Here is a 24516-nt window from a genome sequence, read left to right on the forward strand (position 1 = left end):
ATGCAGGTATTTTCTATTTTTGAACATTCTCCATCACTTGAATTAGCAATCACAAAATTAGAACAAGAAGGAGTGACAAAGAAGAACATATTTGCCATACCAATCGATGAATCAGATGAGACATTAAAAATTTTCGATTCGATACATGATGCAGATGGTTTTTCTTTTTTAGATAAATCACTTGCATTAGCAGTTGCTACTGGGGTTGTGGGAACTAGTTTAGGGTTTAATCTTACATGGGGGCCAATTATATGGGGGTTAATAGCAGCATTTATTGGATTCTCTATTGGCTTCTTATGGAATATATGTGTTATCAAGCTTACTAAAAATAGTCGACGAACAGAAAGGAAAATACTCCCTTTAGTAATTTTAGTAGTTGAGTGCGAGAGAGAAAATGTTAAAAGCGTCGAGTTTATTTTAAAAGAACATAAAGCATTAGGAGTTAATACTCCTCATTTAAACGATGATGAAAATTTATGATTTTTTTGTTCTTCAAAAGTTAACATATTATTAAAGCAATTCTATTCAAGCTTCTACACTCTTTGAAAGTTTCCATCTGATAATTATTTTGAGATGTTTATTCGTTAGCAACCAATACCAAGGAGTGGAAAAAAGAATGTTCTTGGAAACATCCAAACTATTTATTCTCTCCTACTGATCGAAAAAAGCGAATCCATTCAGATTCGCTCTTAGATTTAAATATAGAATTATTTCGCCGCCCACCTATAATGGTAATCATTAATTCAGCGCAATTAAATAGGACTACATTTCCGGATCTCGATAATAACTAGCATGTTCTTTCCTAGTTACGTTATACAAAATTCTAACTCCGAACTGCATCAGGGAGTTTATCGTTCAAAGATCCATTTTAGGTGGTTCCTCAATCCATCCTTTAGACATCAAGAGGGCAGCTCCTTCTCTTGTGTATTCAAATATATCTTTGGCTTGTACACCTATTTTTGTGATTAAGTCATTTCTCCACAAGAAAGTTGCACTAAATCCTTGACCTCCCAGACTAAAACTACCTAACAGATAATTACAAAACAGCATAAGCCTATCAGAAAATGGAGCAATGGTTGAAGACGTAACTGTTCCACCAGGTGTTGAAGGAGGTTGGATATTACTTTCTATTAGTATACCTTCATTTTCAAGTATAATTTCTTTTGAAAGCTCCAAACCTTTTGAAAAGTACTTTTGCACATCCTTATCCTTTGCACATTGTGCAAAACCTTTCATTAATTGCATCCCTGTAATGTTGCTTTCAAACCCACGATATAATACACCGAATTCGATGGTATTTAATAATCTTTTTTGCCCTAAAATAGTACTTCCCTTCATGTACTGTTTATCAGATATAAAGTCAATTGAACTTGGCATATTGACATAATTTGGACGTGACAGAATAGACTTTCCAAGAAGATATTGTGTAAATTTATCATAATAATTCTCTGTTATTTCAGTAAGTTGCTTATAAAGTTTTATGATGTCTTCTCTATATGAAATTGTTAAATGCAGTGCATACATTCCTGTACTTATTTCCTTTAAAATCCTGCTAAACATAATATCAAAACCATTTTCCCATAGCTTTGGTGCTTCTAAATTGACATCCACTTTTGTAAAGCCTTTTGGAGGTACTGCACCTTCATTTATAAACATGGACTCCATTTCAATAATCTTTGGATGAAGCTGCTCCCACAAGCCTGACATTAGATTTTTAGCTTCTTCATCATCAGCTTTTTCAATAAAGTACTCTAATATTCTCAAAATCATTGTCTTTTTATGATATGTCATCCATAATGCACCTAGTTCTGTGGAGCTCATTTTATATTTATTAGACATATATAAACCTCCAATTAATAATTCTAGACATATTCTTTCCTACCTGATGACAAATATGTATCTTTCAATCAATAATATAGACATTTGTATAGAAGAGAATGCCCATTTTCTTTCTAGGACTATTCTTCTGTATAGTGAAGTGCTATTTTCGGTTTAATATGCCATAAACTTATAGGCTGAACTGATTATTCTTAGTTTAAGTTTTTTATTTGCTCCTCGAAAGTTTACGTTTTATAATTTCAATAATTTTTAAAGCTAGATTTGAATCGAAAGACAAAATATAAATGGTGGAAATTAATATGAACGTGGTAAAATCGAATGGACACTTGCTTTATCCATATTAAGTGACTTAAAGAAAACCGTACTTTTTTATGAGGGATAAAGATGTGAATCAAGCACGGGTTGAGAGAATAGTTTGTCATTAGTATTAACCAACTCTATTCTTTCAATATAAGTACTTCACAAAATACATGCAGTTAGCTTTTAAGATATCTGTTTTATATTGTAAAAGCCTGAGTAGGCGATTGGAGGGTAGAACTGTGACACTTGAAAGAGGAATTTATATTATAACTGGGGTAATGGCATCTGGAAAATCCACAATTTCCCAAATGTTAGCAGAGAAATTTGAGAAAGGAGTTCATGTGCGTGGAGATGTTTTTCGAAAAATGATCGTAAAAGGAAACATTGATATGACTCCAAATTATTCCCAAAGTGCGTTAGAGCAATTAAGACTCCGTTTTAAGATTGCAGCAAAAGTAGTAGAAATGTATTACAATGCAGGATTTTCTGTCGTGGTTCAAGATAATTATTTAGGAAAAGAGGTCATGGGCTTTCTAGATGAATTCAAATCAAAGCCAATTTACTTCATTACACTTCATCCAAATGTTAATTCAATAATTGAAAGAGAGCAAAAGCGAAATAAGTCTGGATATACGGCATGGCAAGTAGAAACGCTTAATAACGTACTATTACATGAAAACCCTAAAATAGGACTTTGGAATGATTCTTCCTATATGACTCCTGAGGAAACGCTATCTAAAATTATAAAACGTAAAGAAGAGGCCCGTATTAGATAATTATTAGTCGTGAGAGTAAATTCTCTAATCCGCTAAAGAAGAAATCATTTAAATAGACTAATCTCAAAAAGTCGAATCCTAAGGAATTCGACTCATGAGGTTAAAAAATTAAATACTTACTAGTTTAGGAAACGTAGTGACCTTCAAAAAAATTGTGATAAAAAGTGTACCCTAGTATCTAAAATAATGAGAAAAAAGAAATTAATACAGCTTTTTAAGTAACAAGAACAATTTCCTCAGGTAGTCCAATAGAATAAGAAAATAGTTAGTTTCTTAAATTTTCTTTAATATTGCACCTGTTTCAGGCCCTACGTAAATATTTACTTTACCAAAATCCCTTGTCTGGATAGTAACAACGTTAGCCTGAGGCCTACCAAGCACCTCATATTGTAATCCACCAAATTTCCTTGGATTTAAGAAGCCTTTTTCGTTACCTTTAACCGGCGCAACCGTGGTTGAATAAACTCGCCAACTAGAAGCTGTTTTTGGTAGGTAAAGAATTTCTTTTTTATTTGTCTTACCAGGTAACTTAATCTTTTGCCCGATTAATATGAGATGTTTATTATCGATACCATTAAGTTTAACAAGTGCATCCACTGTTGTATTGTAGGCATTAGCAATCTTTGTAAGGTTATCTCCGGCCTTAACTACATAAATATTATTCCCAGTTACACTTTCTGCTACAAAGTAATCCTTGACATACTGAGTGGGGTCTAAAGTTCTGGCTTTTGGATCATTAATCCAACCAAGAGATGGACTAGATTTTTTTCGCACCTCGTAATGCAAATGCGAACCAGTTACTCTTGCACCCGTAGCACCCTGTTTACCGATTATGTCACCCTGTTTAACTGTTTGTCCTTTTTTTACTGTCACACTAGAAAGATGAGCATAGACATGAGCCCGATTGTATTTATCTTGAATAACGACTACATTACCGTAGCCTCCGACACCAGTACCACTTACTCCATTTCCAGCGTACAATACTTTACCCGGTATGAATGCACCAACCGGTGCTTGATGACCCTTAACTAGATCAATCCCATCATGAAACGTATTCCTTTGACCAGTAATCGGATCTGTACGGTACCCATACGGACTTGTAACTCTATAACCTTCGAATGGCATTACTAACACACCTCCTTACTTCATACTATTTTTTAGTAACAATTTTTGATTGATCAAACAAACCAGCTGCAGACAATCCAATCATTAATCCATACATAATTTGCTCTTTCAAAGTACCACCAACATAAAAAATACCTGCTAGTAGTCCTAAAAATAAAGATACTGCCGGTAAGTATTTATTGGAGAATCCAAGTTGCTTAAACAACTCTGTTAAAGCAATTACAACTGCTATAGACAATGCCATATCAAACATGTATTTACCTCCTAAAATTAAAAAAGACCATAATGGTTTGGTCTTTTTATTCTATCTCCATTCTGTAAATTCCGGTTTTCCGTCCTCGGTAATAAACATCCTATATCTAGTTCCAGATATATTATTATTAATTACTAGTCCATCGAATCCAGAATTAGGAGGGATCGATATTGCACCTTCAATCCCTTGAGCATTATTATTAAAGGACTGAATGTTTAAACATGTAGAAGTTACTGATATCCCATATTTATTGTTAGAAAGTAAAATTTGATTATCTTTAATAAGCACTCCATTACAATTCGTACTCAATACAATTGCACTTCTGGAATTTGGTGTTTCTAGACTAGTTTTTCTAATAATGTTGCCTTCTATCATTGAATTATCTACACCTGCTAGATTGATTGCCGCTCTCCCAGTTGACTTTATAACATTATTAAAAATCTTTAAGTATGCAGAATCCTGGCTATATACCATTTCAAATATACAAGTTTCTGCAGAATTATATTATCACGTCCTGAGAATTAACAACCCATGCGGATCATGTGCAATCAAAAAATTTATTACTTACTATTTTCAACCCATCCGTGTGGTAACTATAAATGGCACCACTGCCACTAGAAATATTTCTAAATGAATTGGATGTAATTTCTATATTTTTGTACGTTGCAAGTTCATTCCCTTTAATAGATATTGGATTGCCATCACCAGTAATTCCATTAAAGTAATTATTTTTAATGACAATAGAATCACCTGATTGAACATCTGTATTTGGAATAATTGCTTCTATAAAACTTTTACAATTATTAAACGTGTTATTCTCAATAATTACGTTATTATTTTTTATTAATCGAATTGCAGTGTTTATAGTGCTTTCGAAGATATTGTTATATATTCTTATTGTATGAACCCATTTACCATTAACTGATGAATGGTGACCAATACAAGTTCCCCAAGCAGTAGTGTTAGAGGTATCGCTTTGTCCAAAAAAACAATTACTTATGGTAACGTTATAAGTAGGAGTATTATCGTGTGCTCCAAATAAAGGAAATCCACCGGCTGTTTGAAAATCTAATTGAATAGCTTCTGAATAGTTTCTTGAACCATTCGGTAAGTCGCGATATCCCAAGAACGAGCACCTATCAATCACCACATTTCTAACCCCTGCTAAATCAAATGCATGACCGCCATATACATCCTTTATAGTCAAATTGGTAAATCTAAGATTCTCAGCATGGGATAGCTGAAAAGCACTACAGTCATCATTAATTTCTTTCAAATTGCAATCGAACACTCCACCATTAATCGATATATTTCCATTCCCATTATACTCTGTAAAATAGTCACTACTGTTGCCATTTTGAATCATAGAGGCGGTATGACCACGCAAAAACACCGCATCCTGTGCAGATGTAATTGAAGTATTCTTATATACAACTAAAGGACTACCCCATCGATACATACCTGGTGGAACATAAATGTCGACAGCTCCTTGTTCCTTAGCTAGATTAAGTGCATATTGAAATACTTTAGAATCATCCGCGATTCCATCCCCCACCGCACCAAAATCCTTAATGTTTATTTTGTTTACTATATTCATCAATATTACCTCACTTATAATATTAGTGTTTTACATTCATGCACATAAGAAAATAGACCATTACCTCGGCGGCAAACGCTCTTCAATATCGTCTAGTTTTGTAATGACAATATCGTATTTTGTACTAAATCCTTTAAGAATTTCGTTCTGATCATCTATTGTATGATAGAGTTTTTTTTCTCTCTCCTGAGATTCTTTTCTACTAGAATAAAATAGCCATACAAAAAGGACCGCGAATGGCCCTTGTGTGAGGAAATATTGAATTAATGTTTCATCCATGGCGAACCCCCATATTTACTACATAAAAATAAAAAAGAACCGACCCTAAAATCGGTTCTTTTTATGTTTTCTTAATTTCAATTTTATAATTTGTTATTTAGTTTAGTACGACTCCTCCAATAAAAGAAGGTATATTACTTCACAGAAACAAAAACTGATAGATTTACTCACTCCCAGCCAAAGTATTACCAGATTACCCTATCCTCACACCCATTAAAAAACCTAACTTGATCATTTTACTAGAGTTAGTCTAGTTAACGGAAAATTCTAATAGAATTAGCCCGTATAGTTCCCCTGACTGGTGTATTATAATAAAGGCAATCTAATAATAAACGCAATAATATATACTATATTTTGCGATAATTCAATTCATAAAATAGATTAATATTGATAGCAATGAAAAGAGAACTATATAAGATTTAAGTCAAATGTTAAAACTCTTTGAATGACTTCTCAATTTTCGTTAAGTTGCTCTAACTCTTCTCTAATCCGCTTTATGTTTTTTAAGTCAATACGGGAATAAACATTATCTCCAATTGCGATACTCTCTAATTCGTTATTGTTTCTTTTATCTTCCAGTTCCTTCGCATCGTAAGCTTCTACTTCGATAATATCGTCATCACCGCTATGTGTGGTTACATTTAATTTAATCATTACATTGCTCCTCCTAGATGACTTTGTATATATACACGTAATATAATATCTGCTTCAATCCGAGCTAATCCGTTCGGACTTATCGATACCTCGTGACGTCCTCGTGCCACCTTACCGGTTGCATCTTTCGCCATATAATCCGCTAAATTAATTCGATCTCCTATCGTTCCAGTATGCGGTACCACATTTCCGTCAACTCGAATTACAACGGAAGATGGTAGTGAGGATAATTCGACTATCTTATGCTCGACTTCGTGCGTATGATTTGGAAGGTTTATTTCATGCGTATGGTTGGATAACACAATGTCGTGTGTGTGATTAGGTACGCTAAAGTTATGAGTATGCGCAGGAATTGTTACCGAATGCGTATGGTCTCCATCCGCATCGAACGTGTATATCGACCCTGCCTCGGATGATTCAAATTGTACAGTAGGCGAATAATTTTGCTCTTGTGCAAATCCAAAATATCTTCTCTTTTGAAGGGTACCCGACGCTGTCCCATTATCGACAAACAACCTATGACGATGTCCTCCACCCGAAGGTGTTGAGCGTGTCGTACCTCCGCCACTTTGTGTACTTGTCGAGGTTCCTCCACCGCTTGAAGTTGAACGCGTTGTACCACCACCACCTCCGCTAGACTTTACAATTGCCCCGCCACCTTTAGTCGCTTGCGAGTAGGCACGAAATCGCTTTGTACGGAAGTTTAATTCACAAGTATTTACGTTAACTACATCATCATCGATATAAAACGGAATAACTGCTGGTATATTAGAATCGCAATTATCCTGGTAATTGAACGAAATGATATTCGTAGCGCCTTGCGAATACGCATCGTTAATCTGCTGTTTATGTTCGATATCCGCTTGTATAGTTGCAATATCATCAAGTCTATTAGCGATTTTATAATCGACGTTATATTCCTCGGATAAGTCCGGAATGTTCTCCTCAATAATACGTCCATAATACGTTTTATGTTCGACTATTATCCGTGTAACTCCGTTTAATACTCGCCGTTCATGCGCATATTCAGGTAGGACAGATAAGTCCGCTGCATTAGCTGTAAAAGAAATCGTCGGCTCTTTCCATTTGTCGAGGAGAGCTTGCGCTGACGCTTTTAAGGACTCTGCGTCCTCGAACCGTCGGTCAATCCAAATATACGAAATCTTTCCCCATTTCGCGATTGATTCGTCATCTTTTAAATAATGCCTGCCTCCGTTAACGTCCGCGATAGTAAGTCGATTAACGCCTTCTCCACTACCTTTCGGAATAATATAGTTAACAATCGACGATGGGTCGGATACTTCCTCGAACGAAATCATATCCTTTCCCCAACGGATTTCCGCCTTTACATCGTCAGGTGCGCGCTTTAAGTTAAGCGTCCACGGATACGAGGTAGTATCAAAGGTAAACTCAAAAGGCTCGTTAAACGGTTCTGGTATCGATAGTATTGGCGCTAGTAATCCGTTCTCATTCTCGAAGGCGTAGTGGAAGTATCTTGTAAAATCAACGTCACCTAATCGCCAATGTTTCGTTTCTTGGCGGTCAAGTAGCGCATGCAATACGTACCGTGTAGTCTGATTCGTAAATTGATGATAACCGTCTAGTACATCGTCCATAAGCGTTGACAATACGTGATGACAGGTGTACGTGATTTTATCGTCCGATTCCGACTTCGATGTCATAGTCGGCATTATGCGGTAAAGTCCATAGTATCGTCCGGTAGGTGACGTGATGTCTACGTAATAAAGGTGCGAACATAAATCATTCTTTTTGTCGTTTTTAGGCAAAGAAAAAGACGCGGTCCACAATTCGTTGACGCGTCTAGTAACGGATATATCGAAGGCGTTCTCGAGTACACCTATCTTGGTCATGTTTTTGTCTTTTATAATTAATATAGGACATACCTCCTAATAATAGACACCTCGGAAATGGTATCTATGAAAATTTCGCTATTTATTTCGGTTAATTAACCTCTAAAGTTCCACTAGTATTTACGGTTACGATTCGTCTAACACCTACACTATCAGTAATATAAAATCCATCGAATACATTCGCCCCCCGTAAGTTTTGCTTTCCTGTTTTTCCTTCTAAATCATTATTAAACAACTGAATATTTGATGTAGTAGCAGTAGATTGTACGCCATACTGGTTTTGATTACCACTCACGTTCATTCTGACTTTATTATGCGCAATAAAACCATCAGAAGAGGATGATGTTAATAAAACACCACTTCTAGTATTATCAGTTTCTATAGCTGGAGAATTTATTACATTATTATTTATAGAAAATCCTTTAACATAAGCTACATATAAAACGTGCCGTCCTGTGCCATTAATAATATTACCTTCAATAATAAAATTTGATGTTAACCCCATATTACGAAAGCCAGCGTCAGGTTCATCTGTAAACACTGTTTCCCTAACAACATCTGTAATTTTATTTTTAACAAAATTCATATTTGAGACATAGAGAAGGTAAGCAACACGATAAACATTTTTAAAAATATTGGATTCAATTGAAACATTATCTGCTAACCGGATAAAAATGGAATCCGTTAAAGAAGGTATGTCATTATCAAAGATATTTCCTCTAATTACAATGGATTCCATTTTTGAGACTGCCCCACCAACAAACCAGGCTCCCGCTTCAATATCTCTCCCAATAGTATTTCTGAAAATGTTATTGTCAATAATGATATTTTTACTAGTTTCGACAATAGTAGATGGATTAGAAATTATTACACCTCTTTGGCAATTTAAGAAAGAGTTATTTTGTATTATTGTGTCTCTGTATTTAAAAATACGAACACCTGCATAAGTCAAGTTTTCAAACGTATTCCCAATAATTTTTATATTTGAATTATAAACTCCGTCCACTTGCCCGTGATCCCCTACACCAACCGCCCAAGCAGTTGTTCCTTCTGTACCGCTAGAGCCAAAATAACAGTCTTTTATAGTTACGTTTCTACTTGGAGTACTATCATAACTCCCAAAAGCGGGAAATCCCCCTTCTGAATGTGAAGAAATTTGAATAGCTTCCGAATATTCCCTCCCACCAGAATCTTTGTATCCCAGAAATTGACAATTTTCAATCAGTACATCAGAACAACCGGAAACATCAAACCAATGTCCGAATATCATATCTTTGAATACCATATTTCTAGCTGTAATATTCTTCCCATGTCCTAAACTGATTCCACTAAAATTTGAAGGGAAATTTATAATGTTTCCATCCAAAGTTCCGCCTTCAAAGGTAATATTCCCATTTCCCTCATAGCCGGTATAGTTGCCACCATATTCACCATTTAGAAAAAAAGAGCCATCATGCGCTCGGAGTATTGTTGCATCACTATCCAATGTGATATGCGTATTACTATAAACATTCAATACGGATGTTATTTTGTAAGTACCACTTGGGATGAAAATATGAACATTACTACTTTTAGCTAAGTTTAATGCATACTGAAAAATTTGCGTATCATCTGCCACACCATCCCCAATAGCACCAAGTGTTTTTATATTAATCCCTCGTTCTTTCAAATCTATATTTGTGTTTTCTATAGATGATGTAACTTGACTGTGTTCTGTATCTAACCTTGCTTTCAATTTAGGATATGCGTATCCATTTTCATCTACCCTAGCCTGTGCTGCCTCAACGCTAGAGTCACCATTAATAACAATAGTATCAAGTTGTGTCTGAGTATCTTTCGAAAGTTCCTTTGCCTCATTTGCAGTATTCAACGCCTCGGTCGAATTTTGCTCCGCACGCTCACTCGCCAAGATGCTCTCGTTTATTTTCACCCGCCCTTTGTTGAGCGAGTCTTGTTTGTTAATTAATTCCGCCATATTTAACCTTCCCTCCTACGCCCAATAAGGCTTACATATATTTGTCTCGGAATTTAACTCGCATTTTAATGTTTATACCGTTACCACCAATACTTACTTGATTCTCTCCTGAATAAAGAACAAATTCGCCAAAACTTAGGTCACCAAATACATTAACTCCGTTTCTTACCGCCGTGTAATTCTCGCAATCTATCTTCCAAGTTTCGTTATTAAATGGCGGTAAAGCGATTGTATTTCCATTTGCACTTATATTAAGACTAGTCGCTGACCCTTCGATTTCGAATTTCGGTTTAACGTTATAACCATCCACGGTAATAATAAATGCCTTAGGCGAAGTAATATCAATCGCTCCACCAAGTCCATCGTGTCCAAGAAGGTAATTATATTCAAACGTCACCACATCGCTACCCCATACGATTTCATCCGCATATATTCGTGAGTAAGCGAACGGGTCACTTGCTTTCAGCGGCAATACAAACGTACCAGCACGCGATATTCGGTTAACCGGTACCACACCGCTAAGAGTCGCCTTATACAATTTATCTGGTTCATAATCGTAAACTAATTCGACTTCTTTCGGTCGCCCATACTCGTCGAGCAACATCGTATTCAATTCGCGTATTAATTGTTGCGCATCTGCTAATGTCGCTTGGTTGTTAAAACCACATGATAAATTTAACTGACGCGCATCGAAATAACTTCCAAAATTATATTCGCCATGCCTACCCGGAATAACAAGCGTCTTATCCCGTGTTTGTGGTAGCGCAGGTTCTTCGGAATCGGCGAGTAAGTGAACGCCGAAGTCCGCTAACCTTATACCGTTATTAATACTTACGCTAGATTCCGACAGCGGATCTCCTATAAACGTATAATTGGACATGCGAATCACCTCCGCCCTTTCCTAACTTTAGCTTCTTTTGTTTTTTGCGCCAATTTCTCAGCTATCCGATTGATGTCCGCTTCCTCACGAACAATAAATGTTGCACCTTCAAGCATACCTCTATAATTATACGTGTCTCCTCTATTGACTCCTTGATCTTCCCCTACTAAATTCGCCTGCATTTGGGCCGTTATTTGATTGGCGTGACCGAGAAAATCACCTACATCAATTCCTGCTAGTTTTGGTTGCTCCGGTGTTGCAGCTTCGGAAATTTTTTGCGCCATTTTTGCAATAGCAGATAATTCGTCTTGCATACCAAGGATTAATCCCTCACCGAGCATCTGTCCTATTTGATAACGGAACACACGCGACGGAGATTTGATTCCGAAGAAGTTAGTAATCGCATTTTTGATATTACTTCCGATTTCCTTTACTTTAGCGATCGCCTCTTCCTTCTTTTCTAAAAGGCCTGTGATAAGACCACTAATTAAGTCTTTTCCGGCTTTGAGCATATCTCCGACAAATCCACCAATTCTACTTAAAAATTCTTTTCCAAGTTCTAATGCAGCCTCCCCTAACTTTTCGATTGATCCAAGTAATCCAGTTACTAATTCTACGACTAATTTTCCGCCCATAATGATTATTTGTGGAATCATTTTACCTATTCCTTTTAGGAGCTCCCAAATAAGTATAATTGCGGCCGCGAGTAGTTGTGGTAGCGAAGTAATTAACCCCTCAATTAACGCAACTAAAATCTTGATCCCAGCCTCGATTATCACTGGTAGATTTGTAATTAGCGCATCCAATAACGAAGTAATTAAGAGAATTGTCGCGTCAATTAAAGCAGGTAATGTTTCGATGATACCGTCAATTAGGCTAGTTAATAATAATATACCGGCGTCTATAATCATCGGTAAATTTTCAATCAAGGTGTCTAGTAACGATGTTATCAGCAATATTGCAGCTTCAATTAACATAGGAAGTGCGCCTACAATCGCTTCAATTATGGTGGTTAAAACCTCAATACCTACTTCAATCAAGGTTGGTAGTACTTCGACAATCCCCGAAACTAATGTAGTGATAATCAAAATTGCACTTTCTAGTAAACCAGGTAAAGCTAAGGTAATACCTTCTACTAGTGCGTTTATCATTGTAATTGCCGTTTCTGATAACATCGGAATTGCCTCGACCCACGCATCGAGTAATGTAGAAATAATTTCTGTAGCAGTCTCAATTATTTGTGGTAGAGAATCCGTTAACCCCTTTATTAGGTTAATCATAATTTCGCTACCCTTTACAATAGCTCCGGTTGCCATCTCCGCTAAATTTATAATAAACTCCGACGCCATTGTAGCCATGTTATTGATGGCTTCCGAAAATTCCATTTCACCTTTAAACACCTTAAACATGTCGCTGACAATGTTCGTTTTAGTCGCTAAGAACATTAATCCCCCAACTAACCATCCAATAGGACCAGTTAGACCTAAAAAGGTGGTTAATAATGATGGAAGAAAACTAGCTACTTTCTTCACTATGTCAAAAAAGGACAATCCTGCGTCCTGCATCCTCTCGAATCCGGCCCCAACCAAATCCGCAACAAATCCAAATCCTTCCATTACCCCATTTAATGCACCAGACCCGAACTTTTTAAATGTTTCACTTACTGCACTAGTAAATCCGGATAATGATTTAGAGACGGCTCCTACCATTTCGGAAGTTTTTTCACGAATACTGTCCCAGTTTTTTACGATAACTACTGCAAGCCCCGCTATGGTCGGTATTAAAATTCCAATACCCATAAATATTGCAATAAATCTTAATACCATCGATGAAGCTAGTCCCATAGGTGATACTATTGCTCCAATTGAAGTTATTACCGAACCTACGAACATCAGTAATGTTCCAAATCCTGTTGCAAGTGCTGCTAATGCCGCTCCAACTATCACCATTGTCGTTATAAACGTCTTTGTGTTATCGCTAGAGTTTGCGAACCATTCTGCCAATCTAGCGAAGGCGGAAATGACTGGGTCAAATACGTCAATCATTCCGCTTAAAGTTTCCATAAATGGACCTCCGATGGCAGTAACTATATCTTTAAAACGGTTTCGTAAGACTTTCACCTTGGACGCGAAGGTTCCGTATTGTTCCCCAGCCTCCCTCGTTAGTGCACTATTTTCGTCCCAAGCTACATTACCTAGTTGAAGTGCATCAGTAAATACGTTAGAAGCTCCAGCAGCGCGTAACAAAGTGTCTTTAACATGAGTTTCTCCAAGTCCTAAATCCGATAAGACTTCGGCTGTATTGGCGCCACCTTTTGATAATTTATCAAGTCCACCAATGAATGCGATAAGAGCGTTTGCCGCATCTTGTTCAAAAGCTTTCTTAAAGTCGCTAGACGACATTCCGGCTACTTTCGCAAATTTTTCGAGTTCTTTTCCTCCGTCCAATACTGCATTGTTCATATTTAGAAATACGCGCGAGAACGCTGTACCTCCAGTCTCGGCATTTATACCAACTGATGATAAAGCACCTGCGAAGGATAGAATCTGTGCTTCGGATAGTCCGATTTGATTACCGGTATCAGCAAGTCTAAGTCCCATTTCCACAATTTCCGCCTCAGTGGTCGCCAAATTGTTACCTAGATGGACAACCGTACTCCCGAGCCTGTCAATATCTTCCATTGACATCCCCGTAATATTCGCAAATCTCGTAAGTGCAGTAGCTGCATCATCCGCACTTATATTTGTAGCTACTCCCATATCAATCATAACTCGCGTAAAGTCTAACAGGTGGTCCTTACTAATCCCTAACTGCCCAGCTATTTCTGCTACAGAAGCGATTTCTTCTGAACTTGCCGGAATTTCATTCGCCATATCGCGGATACCTTTTGATAGCTTGGCATATTCTGCTTCAGTTGCTTTTGTAGTCTTACGAACACCAGCGAAAGCTAATTCATAATCACTCGCAGCCTTAACTGCTATGCCGATTCCAGCTAAGGAAGCAACCTTTATGTCGCCAAATATTTTGGTAATTGAGGCTCCTGTCGACTCAAACTTACCACCTAAATCTTGTAAATCCTTACCTACGATCTTAAGATTACGCTGGAAGTTGGATACATCTGCACCTACCCGAACTAACACGTTTCCTATCATTTAGCATCAACCTCCTTTCCAGTTAATTTCGTTAAATCAAATTGCCCTAGCCATTCTTGTGCACGTACTTGTTTTTCAAGGACACTCTTGACCTTTGTTTTCGTCATATCTTCTTCTGTAGGGCGTCTGTATAACTCATCCGGCTTCGGCAATTTACCGTGCTTTCCTTTTCCTCGAGATGCCGCTGCATACATAATTGCGTACATAGCTTGGCGTTCATTTTCATCGTGTGTACGCTCGACGTTTTCTTCGCATATCATCGCAAATTCTCGGTGTGTCATGCGGAGTATTTTGTAGGGCTCTAATCCTAGATACCGCCAACCGTGACGGATACACTCTTCAACCTCGATATATCCAGCATCTTGATCGACGGTTACTTCATTAGTGCCTCGATTTGTTTCTTCGCCTTCGGATCTTTTTGGAACATCTTGTCTACCGTCTTCTTGTAGAAAAAACTCTCAGCCACAACTCCATAGGACACTTGATTAATGAAGTCTAAATCGATTTTTTCTTGACTAATTCCTTGCTCAATCGCCTTTTCAACGTCCGATTTTTTAAACCCTTTTTTCGTGTGGAATAATCCCGCATGTACAATTGATACAAACGTATCAATGTCCCCAGACAGTGCTTTTTGAATGAGCATAAAGGCACCACCTTCGTATAGACCATTTAAGTATTTTACGCTTTCTAGTGTTATCTTTAATTCATGCTCTTCGCCATTTATTTCAAAAAGTTTCATATTAATAAGCCTCCGATTATTTTTCGATTTTTATATAAAAGGCGGGATAATCCCGCCATTAATTACTTTTTTTCCTTGTCTACATCTCGTCCATAGATTCTTTCACTACTGAATAGAGGGTCACTCTAGACGATTCTGTAACCTCCTCAAGTACACTAGGGTTACTAGTTATTATCAGATGCGCCTTCCGGAAGTTCTGCTAGTGTACCCTCTTGAATTGAACCGTTTAGTGAACCCTCTAGCGTATAAGTTGCATGTTCACCGTTTGAGAAGGATCTTTCGAAAGATGATATCATATAGTTTCCAGCTTCCGTAGTCATAGTTCTCGTATTAACTTCAATAATCTTTACGAATTTCCTTTGTCGTTGTGCTGTTTTAACATAGGCGATAGCGGTGTCTCCCTCAGTTAATACGCCTTCTACCGAGATGGATTGCGTTACATTACCATAATCAGACCCACTCTTATCCTTTGTACTTAAATCAATAGCGTCCGCTTCAGAAGTTGTAGATCCACTTGTTTGGTTAAATAGGCGATAAGTTCTAGATGTTTCTCCTTCTGTGTCGCTTGGAACCTCAACTAAATAAAGAAATTCTTCTCCTCTAAATTCAACTGCCATAATTAATTTTCCTCCTTATTTTTATGTGAAATGCGATCGACTTCATATAGAAATAAAGTCAGTGCATTTTCATTTTATTCGAAGTTCAGCCGCACTTAGCGGTACTTCTTTCGTTACTTCCATATGAAAAAGCCCGGACGTTGATTCGCCCGAGGTTATATATAGTGAGTCCACGGATAAAAGCATTTCGTGTATTTCACCTTGTTTCTAGTTTTTTCGAAAAGCTATAAGCAAAACCAAAGCAGAGAGGAATTTTGTCTCTGCAAGCTTATATTGTCTTGATTTGTATTTAAGGTTATTCTTACTTCAACGGTGATACCGTCTAATATTATTTCCGCTGGTACCTTTATCTTATCTTTAAATCATTCGTCTTACATAATATAGGTGCTGATCTTAATATTCACCGCCTATCTTCACTGTTTTTTCTACTCCTTGTTTGTCTGTCTTCCGGTCCGATTTCTTCCAAAGAAAATCAACCCCTGTATATTTTTTACAAATTTTTATACGCCATGAAACATCATCTCCCATTTTAGGTTATATTTTTGGACAGAACAAAGTACCACTTTTTGTTAAGCAAACGGTGGTAAAAACTGCCTCTATAATGTATAACCGTGAGAAGTAATAAAATACAATACTTAATCCTAATTTACTCGTGAAATATAAGTAAATACCGGCTGAACCTTCGTAAATTCCAAATACCTTCTCCATCTTTCCTTATTCCGTGCATTTATGTCAGCGCCATCTATATGTTCGTTCATTATGTTTCTTTTTCTCCGATTCATTTCTCGCGACTTTTGCCGGTAGTTCTTTCCGTCTGTACCAACTTCATCCGCCCATTTTATCGATACTTGCGCTTTATTTCGCCTAACCTCTTGTCTGTGGCTCATAATCGGATATTCCATATGTGTCATCTTATATACATCAGGATTCGTTATCTCATCATCTAATATTAATGTAGCCAATCGATTTAATGCGCTAACATCCGGACGCTCTCTTACCTGTCTAAAGTACTCATCCGTATAATACTGAACCAGCCACATTCGCTGATTACGATCCATTTTCGATTTGTTTTCATAAAGGTTGTCGATAACCTCATTAAGTTTCAATTTATAATCGCTTGTGAAGTCAATCATTTCCCAGATTCCCCTTTCCATAACTTAATCGATATCCCTCGTCATGCTTCGCCCAATATTCGAACACAGCTGCAATTTTAGAAAGGGTTGTTGCGATATAATTTCCTACAGCTTGCTGCGAGATCCCTAACTCCCTACCTGTCTGTCCCTGTGTCCAATCCTTGATAAATACACAGTTTATGGCACTTTTTTGACGACTCGTTAAGTTTGCTAACTCAATTGCATTACTAAGGTCAGCTATTATCACTATCGCATCTGTATCTCCATCATATTGCCTTTTAACTAGCGCGTGATAGTCGGATAATAGTAAACGAACACCTTCCGGATTATCAAGTGCATAGGCTTCGTCTATCCTTCGTTCCTTTTCAGTTAAATCAATCGTAGTTGAAACTATAATAATCAACTCCCCTTTCTTCATTCCTTTTATATTGTTTATAAGGTTGAAATCGATTTTTTTTTTATTTGTTGGAAATGTACCATCAACCTTGTTCATAAGATTGGGACAAAGTTTTATCTTCTAAGATCAATCTGTTAGTAAAGTTTGCTTATTAACTTTTTTCTTCGCTATCTAACTCATACTCTTCAAGAGATTTCTCTGTTTTGATTATTAGTCGTAAAACCATTTCTTCAAGTTCCCCTTATTCTAGCTTCACTTCTTTATTTGGTTGTTCAATGGAACTATTCATTTTTTTCACTTCCCCTACGGTAGGTTACAATTAAACCAAAAACAAATAACCATGCAGTAATGTGAGGAATTGCTCCAGTAGTTATCGGCAAAACACCGGTAAGGATTCCGCCAGCAAAGACTGATACGATTAGTCCGAAGAAATATCCGACGTAAGCTGCGATCGTAATGATTATTGGAACTAGGAATACAACCAACATTGCGTAGCCAGTCAGCTTTAGTGCGTCAATAAACACGTTCATTTATTCATCCTCCTTCTTGAACACGTAGATACTGTGTTTAGATGTATTGCTAAAAAACGCTTTCTCGACAAACTGTGTTACCCATTAACAGTAGAATTAATAACTTAGTTATTTTGATGATCACAAGTTTACAGCCTCACCTACTTTACAAAGAATAAAGGACATCTCACAAAGAGATGTCCTTTGACAAACTGGTATGCTATTACTATAAAACGTTTTATCAATAGAAAACATTCCTACTATTTACTGCTAGAAAAGGTCAAGTTTAGGTCATGAGCAAACTTCAACACTCTCATTATTTCAGCATGTTTTTTATAAATGTACCCAGCACTATAGTTTAATTGTTCGGCAATGCTCTCTAAGGTCCTATCTTCTACGTATTTTTGATAAAGGATCTGATGATCTATTCCTTTAAAAGAACTAATTAATTTCTTAGCATCATATAAATCATTCATTTTATGAGCTAATTCATATTCTAGTTCAAATATAGTATTTTCAAGATTAGCAGCTACTGACTTATCATTTAACTTTACATTTTGCAAATCTCCGGAAGTCCACCGCTTTAATTCCTTCTTGTTTCTTGCTATTTGATATTCAAGATAATCCATATCCTGTTGTAATTGTTGATAGTCCTTTATCCATTGATACATCATTCTCTACCACCTTTTCCTTCCATAAGAAATCGTTTTTAATCCTTGTAATTCATGCTAAACCTATTTCTAGATTACTTAATTAATATTCTCCATCTATTGTTCATAAATTTAATATAGAAAGTTTTAAAACCCTGTATTTATAACTAAATCTGATATACACTTGTTGCATCCAGTCAAGAAGATATGTTCTATTAGGTTTGGAAATAAATTAATGATTATCACCAACCTATATGCTACAATATGTTTGATAATGTTTTACTTAGGCTCACTGATTCCCGTCAGTGGGTTTTTCTTTCGCATAATTTGCATATATTTGATAACTAGTACTGCTCGTCCACTCTTTTAAATTGCAGAGAATTATCAAATGTATTTGTAAGCTACACTTCTACTAACTCTCTTTGCTCACTCTTTTATTTCATTTCACTTCTTCACTTGAACTAGCTACATCTGAAATATCTAAACCTATTAACCTCAACTCCTAAACACCTAAAATTTTTTTAATGTGTTTAATAAGTTCTTGCGCCTTTGGTCCATTTTTTCTACCATTGATAATGTCAGATAAATAAGCATTTGAAATACCAACTATATAAGCTAACTCCTTCTGACTCATCCTCCGTTTAAATAATATCAATCTGACCATTACTCCCAAATCTTCTGACATGACTCTACCTCCTTCTTTTAAAAGATTAGCTAATTTGTTAGCTAATTCGCTAAAAATAATTGACCTATATTAGCTTGTATGCTATTATTTAAGCATAGCTAAATAAGACTTGAAAAAGCCTTGAAATAATACATTTATCCCATTCTTCTAGGAAAGAATAGTATACAAAATGGTCGGGAATTTCTTTACTCTCTTTGGCTAATAAATTAGCTTATGAACATACTATATTAGCTTTTGCGCTATTTGTCAACATTAGATAGTGTGAAAGTTAATTTATTTCGTTTTAAGTTATAGAAAGGTTGATAAATATGAGTTTAGTACAACGAATTAAAACTCTATGTGACGAAAAAAAAGTAACTTTTGCAGAAGTAGAGAGAAAAGTAGGTATCTCTAACGGACAAATTCGTCGTTGGGATAATTCATCACCAAAGATTGAAAATGTTAAAAAGGTTGCAGACTTCTTTAATGTTTCTGTCGACTATCTCCTTGGGCGTACTGATAAACAAGTTATTAATGTAGAAAATGAACCATCTACCATTGCTGCCCATCACGAGGGAGAAGATTGGACAGAAGAAGAATTAGAAGAGATCGAACGATTTAAGGAATTCATTAAAACAAAAAGACAACAATAGGGGGTGCTTAATGATGCAGTATGAAAAGCTTTTAGATGAAGCTTCATCTTTAGGGTTGTCTGTTTACGAAAGATATCTGAAAGGACAAATTAAAGGTCTATATAGTGATAATGTTATATGGATGAACAAGTCCCTTCCAACTTACGCTGAGAAATATTGCATTCTTGCGGAGGAGATGGGTCATTATAAAACCTCAGTAGGTAATATACTCGATCAATCAAAGATTGACAATCGCAAACAAGAACAACGGGCTCGATCCTGGGCTTATGAAAAAATAGTTCCTTTATCCAAAATTATTCAAGCACATAAAGAACAAATTAAAAATAAATATGAGTTTGCGGAATTTTTAGGAGTTACGGAGTCATTTTTAGAAAAGGCACTTGAACGATATCAAGAGAAATACGGCGATGCAATTAATTACAACAAGGGCTATACAATATGCTTCAATCCATTAGGGGTAATCGAATGGTTTGAGGACATATAATTTTTTTGCACAAAAAAGAACATACGTTTTGTTTTTTGAATGATAATAATACTAGTTCTGACTAGCACATTAAGATATGAAAGGAATTCGTAGTAATAAAACATAGAAAATGTAAGAATACCTAAAAATAAAAACCCTTGTAAACTTATAGTTTACAAGGGTTTTGTTAACGTCCCAGGAGAGATTCGAACTCCCGACCCACAGCTTAGAAGGCTGTTGCTCTATCCTGCTGAGCTACTGGGACATATGTAGAAGAGCGGGTGAAGGGAATCGAACCCTCGACATCAGCTTGGAAGGCTGGAGTTTTACCATTAAACTACACCCGCATATGAGTAAGTGAAAAATATTAAATTTGATTTACGCAAAACATGCCCCTGCATCTACAAGCATATTCAAAGATGTCTATTCTTCGGGGCAACTCGTAGCATATTCGGTAGAAGCAAAGCTCGTGGCTGGAGTTTTACCATTAAACTACACCCGCATATAAAAAATGAAAAGCTATTTTGTTAATTTAAATTAACTAACTTGTTTTTAGTCACAAGACTTATTATATGTACTTTATATATTATTGTCAACAGTAAAATTTAAAGTTACAATTTACGGAAAACTTAGTGAAAGGATGATTCTATCTATTAGAAGCATCCTTCACTCACTAAATAGAAGTTGTAAATGATAAATCTTCAAGTTGTGTACCATCTATCGTTAAAAAGTTAACCTTGATTGAATCTTTTGTTTCCCATTGTAAAACCGCATAAGTTTTTTCAGATCTTATGCGTGGTTGCCTAATACTACCTGGATTAAGAAAAAGCTTGTCTCCAACCTTTTCCGCTCCCGCAATATGAGAATGACCGAAACATACAACATCGGCACTTTCCTCTTCAGCACGGTAAGAAAGACTCATAAGACTACTTTTTACCTGATATAAATGACCGTGAACTACAAAAAATAGTAGCCCATCAATTTCTATCTTTTGTTCATTAGGAAATCTTCCATAAAAATCACAATTTCCGGCTACTGTGATTACATTTTCTAGTTCCAATGCTTCCTCACTAAGTTCGGAGTCACCACAATGAATCATATAATCTGCTTTTTCTCGTTCTTTAATTGTCACTATTTCATTTGTTAACCCATGACTATCACTCATGATTACAACCTTTGTCATGCTCTTCACTCCACTAGCTTAAATTTTGAATCCATTCTTCTAATTGAACCATGGCGTGATATCGATGACTAATTTTATTCTTTATATTAGGCTCTAGCTCAGCCATTGTTTGCTCATAGCCTTCAGGGATAAAAATTGGATCATAACCAAAGCCATGACTACCTCTCTCAGCAAGCGCTATTTTCCCTTCACAGCTTCCTTTTTTAAACAGTGTTGGTTGCCCAGGTATAGAAACAGATAGGACACAAACAAATCGTGCAGTGCGATTAGAGGCCTGTACATTTTCCAATTCCTTTAATACTTTTACTATATTCGCCTGGTCATCCTTTGGCTCCCCGGCATACCGTGCAGAATATATTCCTGGCCTACCATCTAATGCATCAATCATTAGGCCAGAATCATCAGCCATTACCGGTATATTTAATAGCTTCATAATCCCCTCTGACTTTAATGCAGCGTTTTCTTCAAAGGTTGAACCGGTCTCCTCGATATCAGGTATATCTTCCTCTAGCTCTAGTAAAGAAATAGCATTAATCCCATACTTGGCGAACATTATCTTGAATTCTTCAGCTTTCCCTTTATTTTTAGTGGCGATAATTAATTGCTTCATTTATTTTCCATCCTGTCCCTTTAAGGTTTCCCCGATACGACTAGCTAAATCTCCTAATACTTCTTCTTGTATGCTAAAGATAGTTGCTAATCCGTCATTTGCAAGTCCTAAAAGGGTATGTAATTGATTCATGGAAAATGTAGCTTCCTCGCCAGTTCCTTGAATCTCTACAAATTCTCCTGCCCCTGTCATCACCACATTCATATCGACATTGGCATGAGAATCTTCCTCATAATTTAAATCCAAGATCTCCGTTCCGTCTGGTAATATTCCAACAGATGTAGCAGCAAGAAAATCAGTAACAGGCATTTTTTTCAATGTGTTATTGTCTAGTAACTTGCCAAATGCAAGAACCATTGCTACAAATGCACCTGTAATAGAAGCTGTTCTCGTTCCCCCATCAGCCTGAATTACGTCACAGTCTATCCAAACAGTTCTTTCTCCAATTTGCTCTAAATCAACAACTGAGCGTAGCGCTCTGCCAATCAGTCGTTGTATTTCCATTGTTCTACCTGATACTTTGCCTTTTGAAGATTCCCTAATATTTCGATCCTGAGTTGCGCGCGGTAGCATGGCGTATTCAGCTGTTACCCACCCTTTTCCTTGTCCGCGCATAAAAGGAGGGACTCTGTCTTCAATGGTTGCATTGCAAATCACTTTTGTCTCGCCTACTTGAATTAATACAGAGCCTTCGGGATGTTTGATAAAATTTGTTGTAATTGTAATAGGTCTTAAACTATTTTCACTACGTTGATCGTTTCTCATGTAAAATCCTCCTTATCTCAAATTAGCTTATCATATTTTCTGTTCTTGATTCATCCTTTTTCCATTGAAATGTAAAAAAAACAAGAGGAGCATTCCCGCTCCTCTTCGATTAAAACTTTTGTGATGGTGTGAAAAAGTCTCTTGTTACAGGCTTTGTATAAACTTCTCCACTTTCATTTGCAATTTGCTCGACATTTTCTACTCTCACATTAACTGCTTCAACAGACTCTTGCTCTGTTAATGTACGCACTAGGGTCTCCATTACTTCATCCGCAATTACACCGCTCTCCATGTCTTTTAAGACATTTTGGTTAAATACAATTTCTAGTACACCGCTATCCAATTTCGGGTTATCCACTAGCATTGTTGTATTATTAAAGACATGCATAAGATTCGTATCGTAGGCAGGTCCATCAATCAGTGCCTCTACAATTGCTTGATGAATATTTCCATCCTTTGCCTCTATATACTGTGTTACAGGAACAAAATATTGTTTTTCGTCATGCTCTGTTGGAAAATACATCGTAACCGCTTTTCCACTTATTAAATCCACAGTATCTGATGGAACGATATTAATACCATTAGCTCTTGTATAGCCATTTGCAATAGATGTACCACTAACAGGCATTTCCTTAAGCTCTTGACCATTTATACGAAGCTTTACCCGCTCCACACTATCAAACTGTGTTAGTGTAAATGTCATTGCTTCGAGTATTTTCACTTCATCCTCTGCAGCATATTCCTTAAATTCCTCAGATAAATCAACTGTAATTGTACCATCCTCAATACTTAAGCCTAGCACTTCAGTTCCTGCTGGCAGTACTGCTTGGAATCCATTAGGTAGTAGTGAAGTGACTGGACCATCTTTCACAAGATACTCCAAAATTTGTTGAGCAACCTCATTTGACTCAGGAACTGGTAATTCAAAATTCTGTGGTGCTACTAATCCGTTTGAATCTAGTAAAAATAATTGACGTTCAACCGTTTCTTCCGCTTCCTCGGTTTCTTTATTTGTTTCACTTCCGTCCGACTCTGTCTTGGTCTTGGTATCCTTCTGACCATCAACTTCTTCAGCATTTGGAGGCGGGTCCATATCAGGCAAGGATTGTTCTCCTTGGAAACATCCACTTAGAAGTAATAGCGTACAAAAGAGCGCAAGCAGCATCAGAATAAATCGTTTTCTCATGTCATTCCCTCCTACGATGGTTTGTACTACTATATATACGAGCCTATTTTAAATTTAGACCTGATGAATAAAAATAATAAAAAAATAATTTGTTTATAAAATTAGTGTAATAGCTTAATTGACTATAGATTTTTAGAGACAAATTTGCGGTTGTCTGTAACCCTCCTTTGGGATATTTAAAGGAGAAATGAAACTATGTTATAAGATGGTAATATTATTTACGATGTATTCCATTGTTCTGTTTAT

General features: G+C 36.5%; 27 protein-coding genes and 2 tRNA genes. 4 read left to right on the plus strand and 25 right to left on the minus strand.

Annotated elements, in window-relative coordinates:
* Positions 1–480, plus strand: coding sequence for a hypothetical protein (locus HNR27_RS07650; RefSeq protein ID WP_429339318.1), 480 nt, complete (start codon positions 1–3; stop codon positions 478–480).
* A gap of 375 nt (positions 481–855) precedes the next feature.
* On the opposite strand, the gene HNR27_RS07655 is transcribed toward HNR27_RS07650, so the two are convergent.
* Positions 856–1791 carry a DUF3231 family protein gene (locus HNR27_RS07655; protein ID WP_429339319.1) on the minus strand — a complete coding sequence of 312 codons (936 nt, stop codon included), beginning with the start codon at positions 1789–1791 and terminating at the stop codon, positions 856–858.
* A 587-nt stretch (positions 1792–2378) separates the two neighbouring features.
* Here HNR27_RS07655 and HNR27_RS07660 point away from each other — a divergent pair.
* Positions 2379–2915: an AAA family ATPase gene (locus tag HNR27_RS07660; protein WP_429339320.1), complete on the plus strand. Its 537-nt coding sequence runs from the start codon at positions 2379–2381 to the stop codon at positions 2913–2915.
* Positions 2916–3188: 273 nt separating this feature from the next.
* Here the strand turns inward: HNR27_RS07660 and HNR27_RS07665 are convergent, their stop codons facing one another.
* The 18 genes from HNR27_RS07665 to HNR27_RS07750 all read right to left on the minus strand — a co-directional run bounded on the left by HNR27_RS07665 (position 3189) and on the right by HNR27_RS07750 (position 19431).
* A complete protein-coding gene (locus tag HNR27_RS07665; RefSeq protein WP_429339321.1) occupies positions 3189–4040 on the minus strand; it encodes a peptidoglycan DD-metalloendopeptidase family protein in 852 nt (283 codons plus the stop codon).
* A 25-nt stretch (positions 4041–4065) separates the two neighbouring features.
* Positions 4066–4293 (minus strand): holin, encoded by a 228-nt coding sequence (locus HNR27_RS07670; protein ID WP_429339322.1) that lies wholly within the window; start codon positions 4291–4293, stop codon positions 4066–4068.
* A 51-nt stretch (positions 4294–4344) separates the two neighbouring features.
* The gene (locus tag HNR27_RS07675; RefSeq protein WP_429339323.1) at positions 4345–4668 is read right to left on the minus strand and encodes a hypothetical protein; all 324 of its coding nucleotides are present in this window, start codon (positions 4666–4668) and stop codon (positions 4345–4347) included.
* 163 nt (positions 4669–4831) lie between these two features.
* The gene (locus HNR27_RS07680) at positions 4832–5890 is read right to left on the minus strand and encodes a glycosyl hydrolase family 28-related protein (RefSeq protein WP_429339324.1); all 1059 of its coding nucleotides are present in this window, start codon (positions 5888–5890) and stop codon (positions 4832–4834) included.
* A gap of 60 nt (positions 5891–5950) precedes the next feature.
* On the minus strand, positions 5951–6169 hold the full coding sequence (locus HNR27_RS07685; RefSeq protein WP_429339325.1) for a BhlA/UviB family holin-like peptide: 219 nt from the start codon (positions 6167–6169) through the stop codon (positions 5951–5953).
* A gap of 453 nt (positions 6170–6622) precedes the next feature.
* Positions 6623–6823 (minus strand): hypothetical protein, encoded by a 201-nt coding sequence (locus HNR27_RS07690; protein WP_429339326.1) that lies wholly within the window; start codon positions 6821–6823, stop codon positions 6623–6625.
* The gene (locus tag HNR27_RS07695; RefSeq protein WP_429339500.1) at positions 6823–8718 is read right to left on the minus strand and encodes a phage tail protein; all 1896 of its coding nucleotides are present in this window, start codon (positions 8716–8718) and stop codon (positions 6823–6825) included. Before HNR27_RS07695 ends, HNR27_RS07690 begins: the two co-directional genes overlap by 1 nt.
* A 67-nt stretch (positions 8719–8785) precedes the next feature.
* The gene (locus tag HNR27_RS07700; RefSeq protein ID WP_429339327.1) at positions 8786–10669 is read right to left on the minus strand and encodes a right-handed parallel beta-helix repeat-containing protein; all 1884 of its coding nucleotides are present in this window, start codon (positions 10667–10669) and stop codon (positions 8786–8788) included.
* Positions 10670–10700: 31 nt separating this feature from the next.
* Positions 10701–11549 carry a phage tail domain-containing protein gene (locus tag HNR27_RS07705; protein WP_429339328.1) on the minus strand — a complete coding sequence of 283 codons (849 nt, stop codon included), beginning with the start codon at positions 11547–11549 and terminating at the stop codon, positions 10701–10703.
* A gap of 5 nt (positions 11550–11554) precedes the next feature.
* A complete protein-coding gene (locus tag HNR27_RS07710) occupies positions 11555–14701 on the minus strand; it encodes a phage tail tape measure protein (RefSeq protein WP_429339329.1) in 3147 nt (1048 codons plus the stop codon).
* Positions 14698–14961: a hypothetical protein gene (locus HNR27_RS07715; protein ID WP_212921198.1), complete on the minus strand. Its 264-nt coding sequence runs from the start codon at positions 14959–14961 to the stop codon at positions 14698–14700. The genes HNR27_RS07710 and HNR27_RS07715 overlap by 4 nt, the downstream gene beginning before the upstream one ends.
* Before the next feature lie 113 nt (positions 14962–15074).
* Positions 15075–15440, minus strand: coding sequence for a tail assembly chaperone (locus HNR27_RS07720; RefSeq protein ID WP_212921199.1), 366 nt, complete (start codon positions 15438–15440; stop codon positions 15075–15077).
* A gap of 164 nt (positions 15441–15604) precedes the next feature.
* Entirely contained in the window at positions 15605–16057 is a 453-nt protein-coding gene (locus HNR27_RS07725) for a phage major tail protein, TP901-1 family (protein WP_429339330.1), read from the minus strand.
* Positions 16058–16698: 641 nt separating this feature from the next.
* On the minus strand, positions 16699–17190 hold the full coding sequence (locus HNR27_RS07730) for a hypothetical protein (protein WP_429339331.1): 492 nt from the start codon (positions 17188–17190) through the stop codon (positions 16699–16701).
* Positions 17183–17593: a sigma factor-like helix-turn-helix DNA-binding protein gene (locus HNR27_RS07735; RefSeq protein ID WP_429339332.1), complete on the minus strand. Its 411-nt coding sequence runs from the start codon at positions 17591–17593 to the stop codon at positions 17183–17185. The genes HNR27_RS07730 and HNR27_RS07735 overlap by 8 nt, the downstream gene beginning before the upstream one ends.
* A gap of 275 nt (positions 17594–17868) precedes the next feature.
* Positions 17869–18117: a hypothetical protein gene (locus HNR27_RS07740; protein WP_429339333.1), complete on the minus strand. Its 249-nt coding sequence runs from the start codon at positions 18115–18117 to the stop codon at positions 17869–17871.
* A gap of 239 nt (positions 18118–18356) precedes the next feature.
* Complete coding sequence (locus tag HNR27_RS07745) at positions 18357–18767, minus strand: RNA polymerase sigma factor sigma-70 region 4 domain-containing protein (RefSeq protein ID WP_212921307.1); 411 nt, start codon at positions 18765–18767, stop codon at positions 18357–18359.
* Positions 18768–19248: 481 nt separating this feature from the next.
* Positions 19249–19431, minus strand: a complete 183-nt coding sequence (locus tag HNR27_RS07750; RefSeq protein WP_429339334.1) for a helix-turn-helix domain-containing protein — start codon at positions 19429–19431, stop codon at positions 19249–19251.
* Positions 19432–19739: 308 nt separating this feature from the next.
* Here HNR27_RS07750 and HNR27_RS07755 point away from each other — a divergent pair, with 308 nt between their 5' ends.
* Together HNR27_RS07755 and HNR27_RS07760 are read left to right on the plus strand one after the other, a co-directional pair.
* A complete protein-coding gene (locus HNR27_RS07755; RefSeq protein ID WP_429339335.1) occupies positions 19740–20063 on the plus strand; it encodes a helix-turn-helix domain-containing protein in 324 nt (107 codons plus the stop codon).
* Positions 20064–20073: 10 nt separating this feature from the next.
* Entirely contained in the window at positions 20074–20547 is a 474-nt protein-coding gene (locus HNR27_RS07760; protein ID WP_429339336.1) for an ImmA/IrrE family metallo-endopeptidase, read from the plus strand.
* A 170-nt stretch (positions 20548–20717) separates the two neighbouring features.
* Here HNR27_RS07760 and HNR27_RS07765 read toward each other — a convergent pair.
* The 6 genes from HNR27_RS07765 to HNR27_RS07790 form a co-directional block, all read right to left on the minus strand.
* A tRNA-Arg gene (locus tag HNR27_RS07765) sits at positions 20718–20791 on the minus strand.
* 11 nt (positions 20792–20802) lie between these two features.
* Positions 20803–20873: transfer RNA gene (locus tag HNR27_RS07770), tRNA-Gly, on the minus strand.
* Positions 20874–21199: 326 nt separating this feature from the next.
* The gene (locus HNR27_RS07775; RefSeq protein ID WP_429339337.1) at positions 21200–21709 is read right to left on the minus strand and encodes a metallophosphoesterase; all 510 of its coding nucleotides are present in this window, start codon (positions 21707–21709) and stop codon (positions 21200–21202) included.
* A 13-nt stretch (positions 21710–21722) separates the two neighbouring features.
* Positions 21723–22319 (minus strand): XTP/dITP diphosphatase, encoded by a 597-nt coding sequence (locus tag HNR27_RS07780; protein WP_429339338.1) that lies wholly within the window; start codon positions 22317–22319, stop codon positions 21723–21725.
* Positions 22320–23084 carry a ribonuclease PH gene (gene rph / locus HNR27_RS07785; protein ID WP_429339339.1) on the minus strand — a complete coding sequence of 255 codons (765 nt, stop codon included), beginning with the start codon at positions 23082–23084 and terminating at the stop codon, positions 22320–22322. It abuts the gene before it with no gap.
* 109 nt (positions 23085–23193) lie between these two features.
* Entirely contained in the window at positions 23194–24270 is a 1077-nt protein-coding gene (locus HNR27_RS07790) for a GerMN domain-containing protein (RefSeq protein WP_429339340.1), read from the minus strand.
* Positions 24271–24516 lie beyond the last annotated feature (246 nt).

This window comes from Ornithinibacillus bavariensis (assembly GCF_050433565.1).
In the GTDB taxonomy this organism is placed as follows: Bacteria; Bacillota; Bacilli; order Bacillales; family Amphibacillaceae; genus Ornithinibacillus; species Ornithinibacillus bavariensis.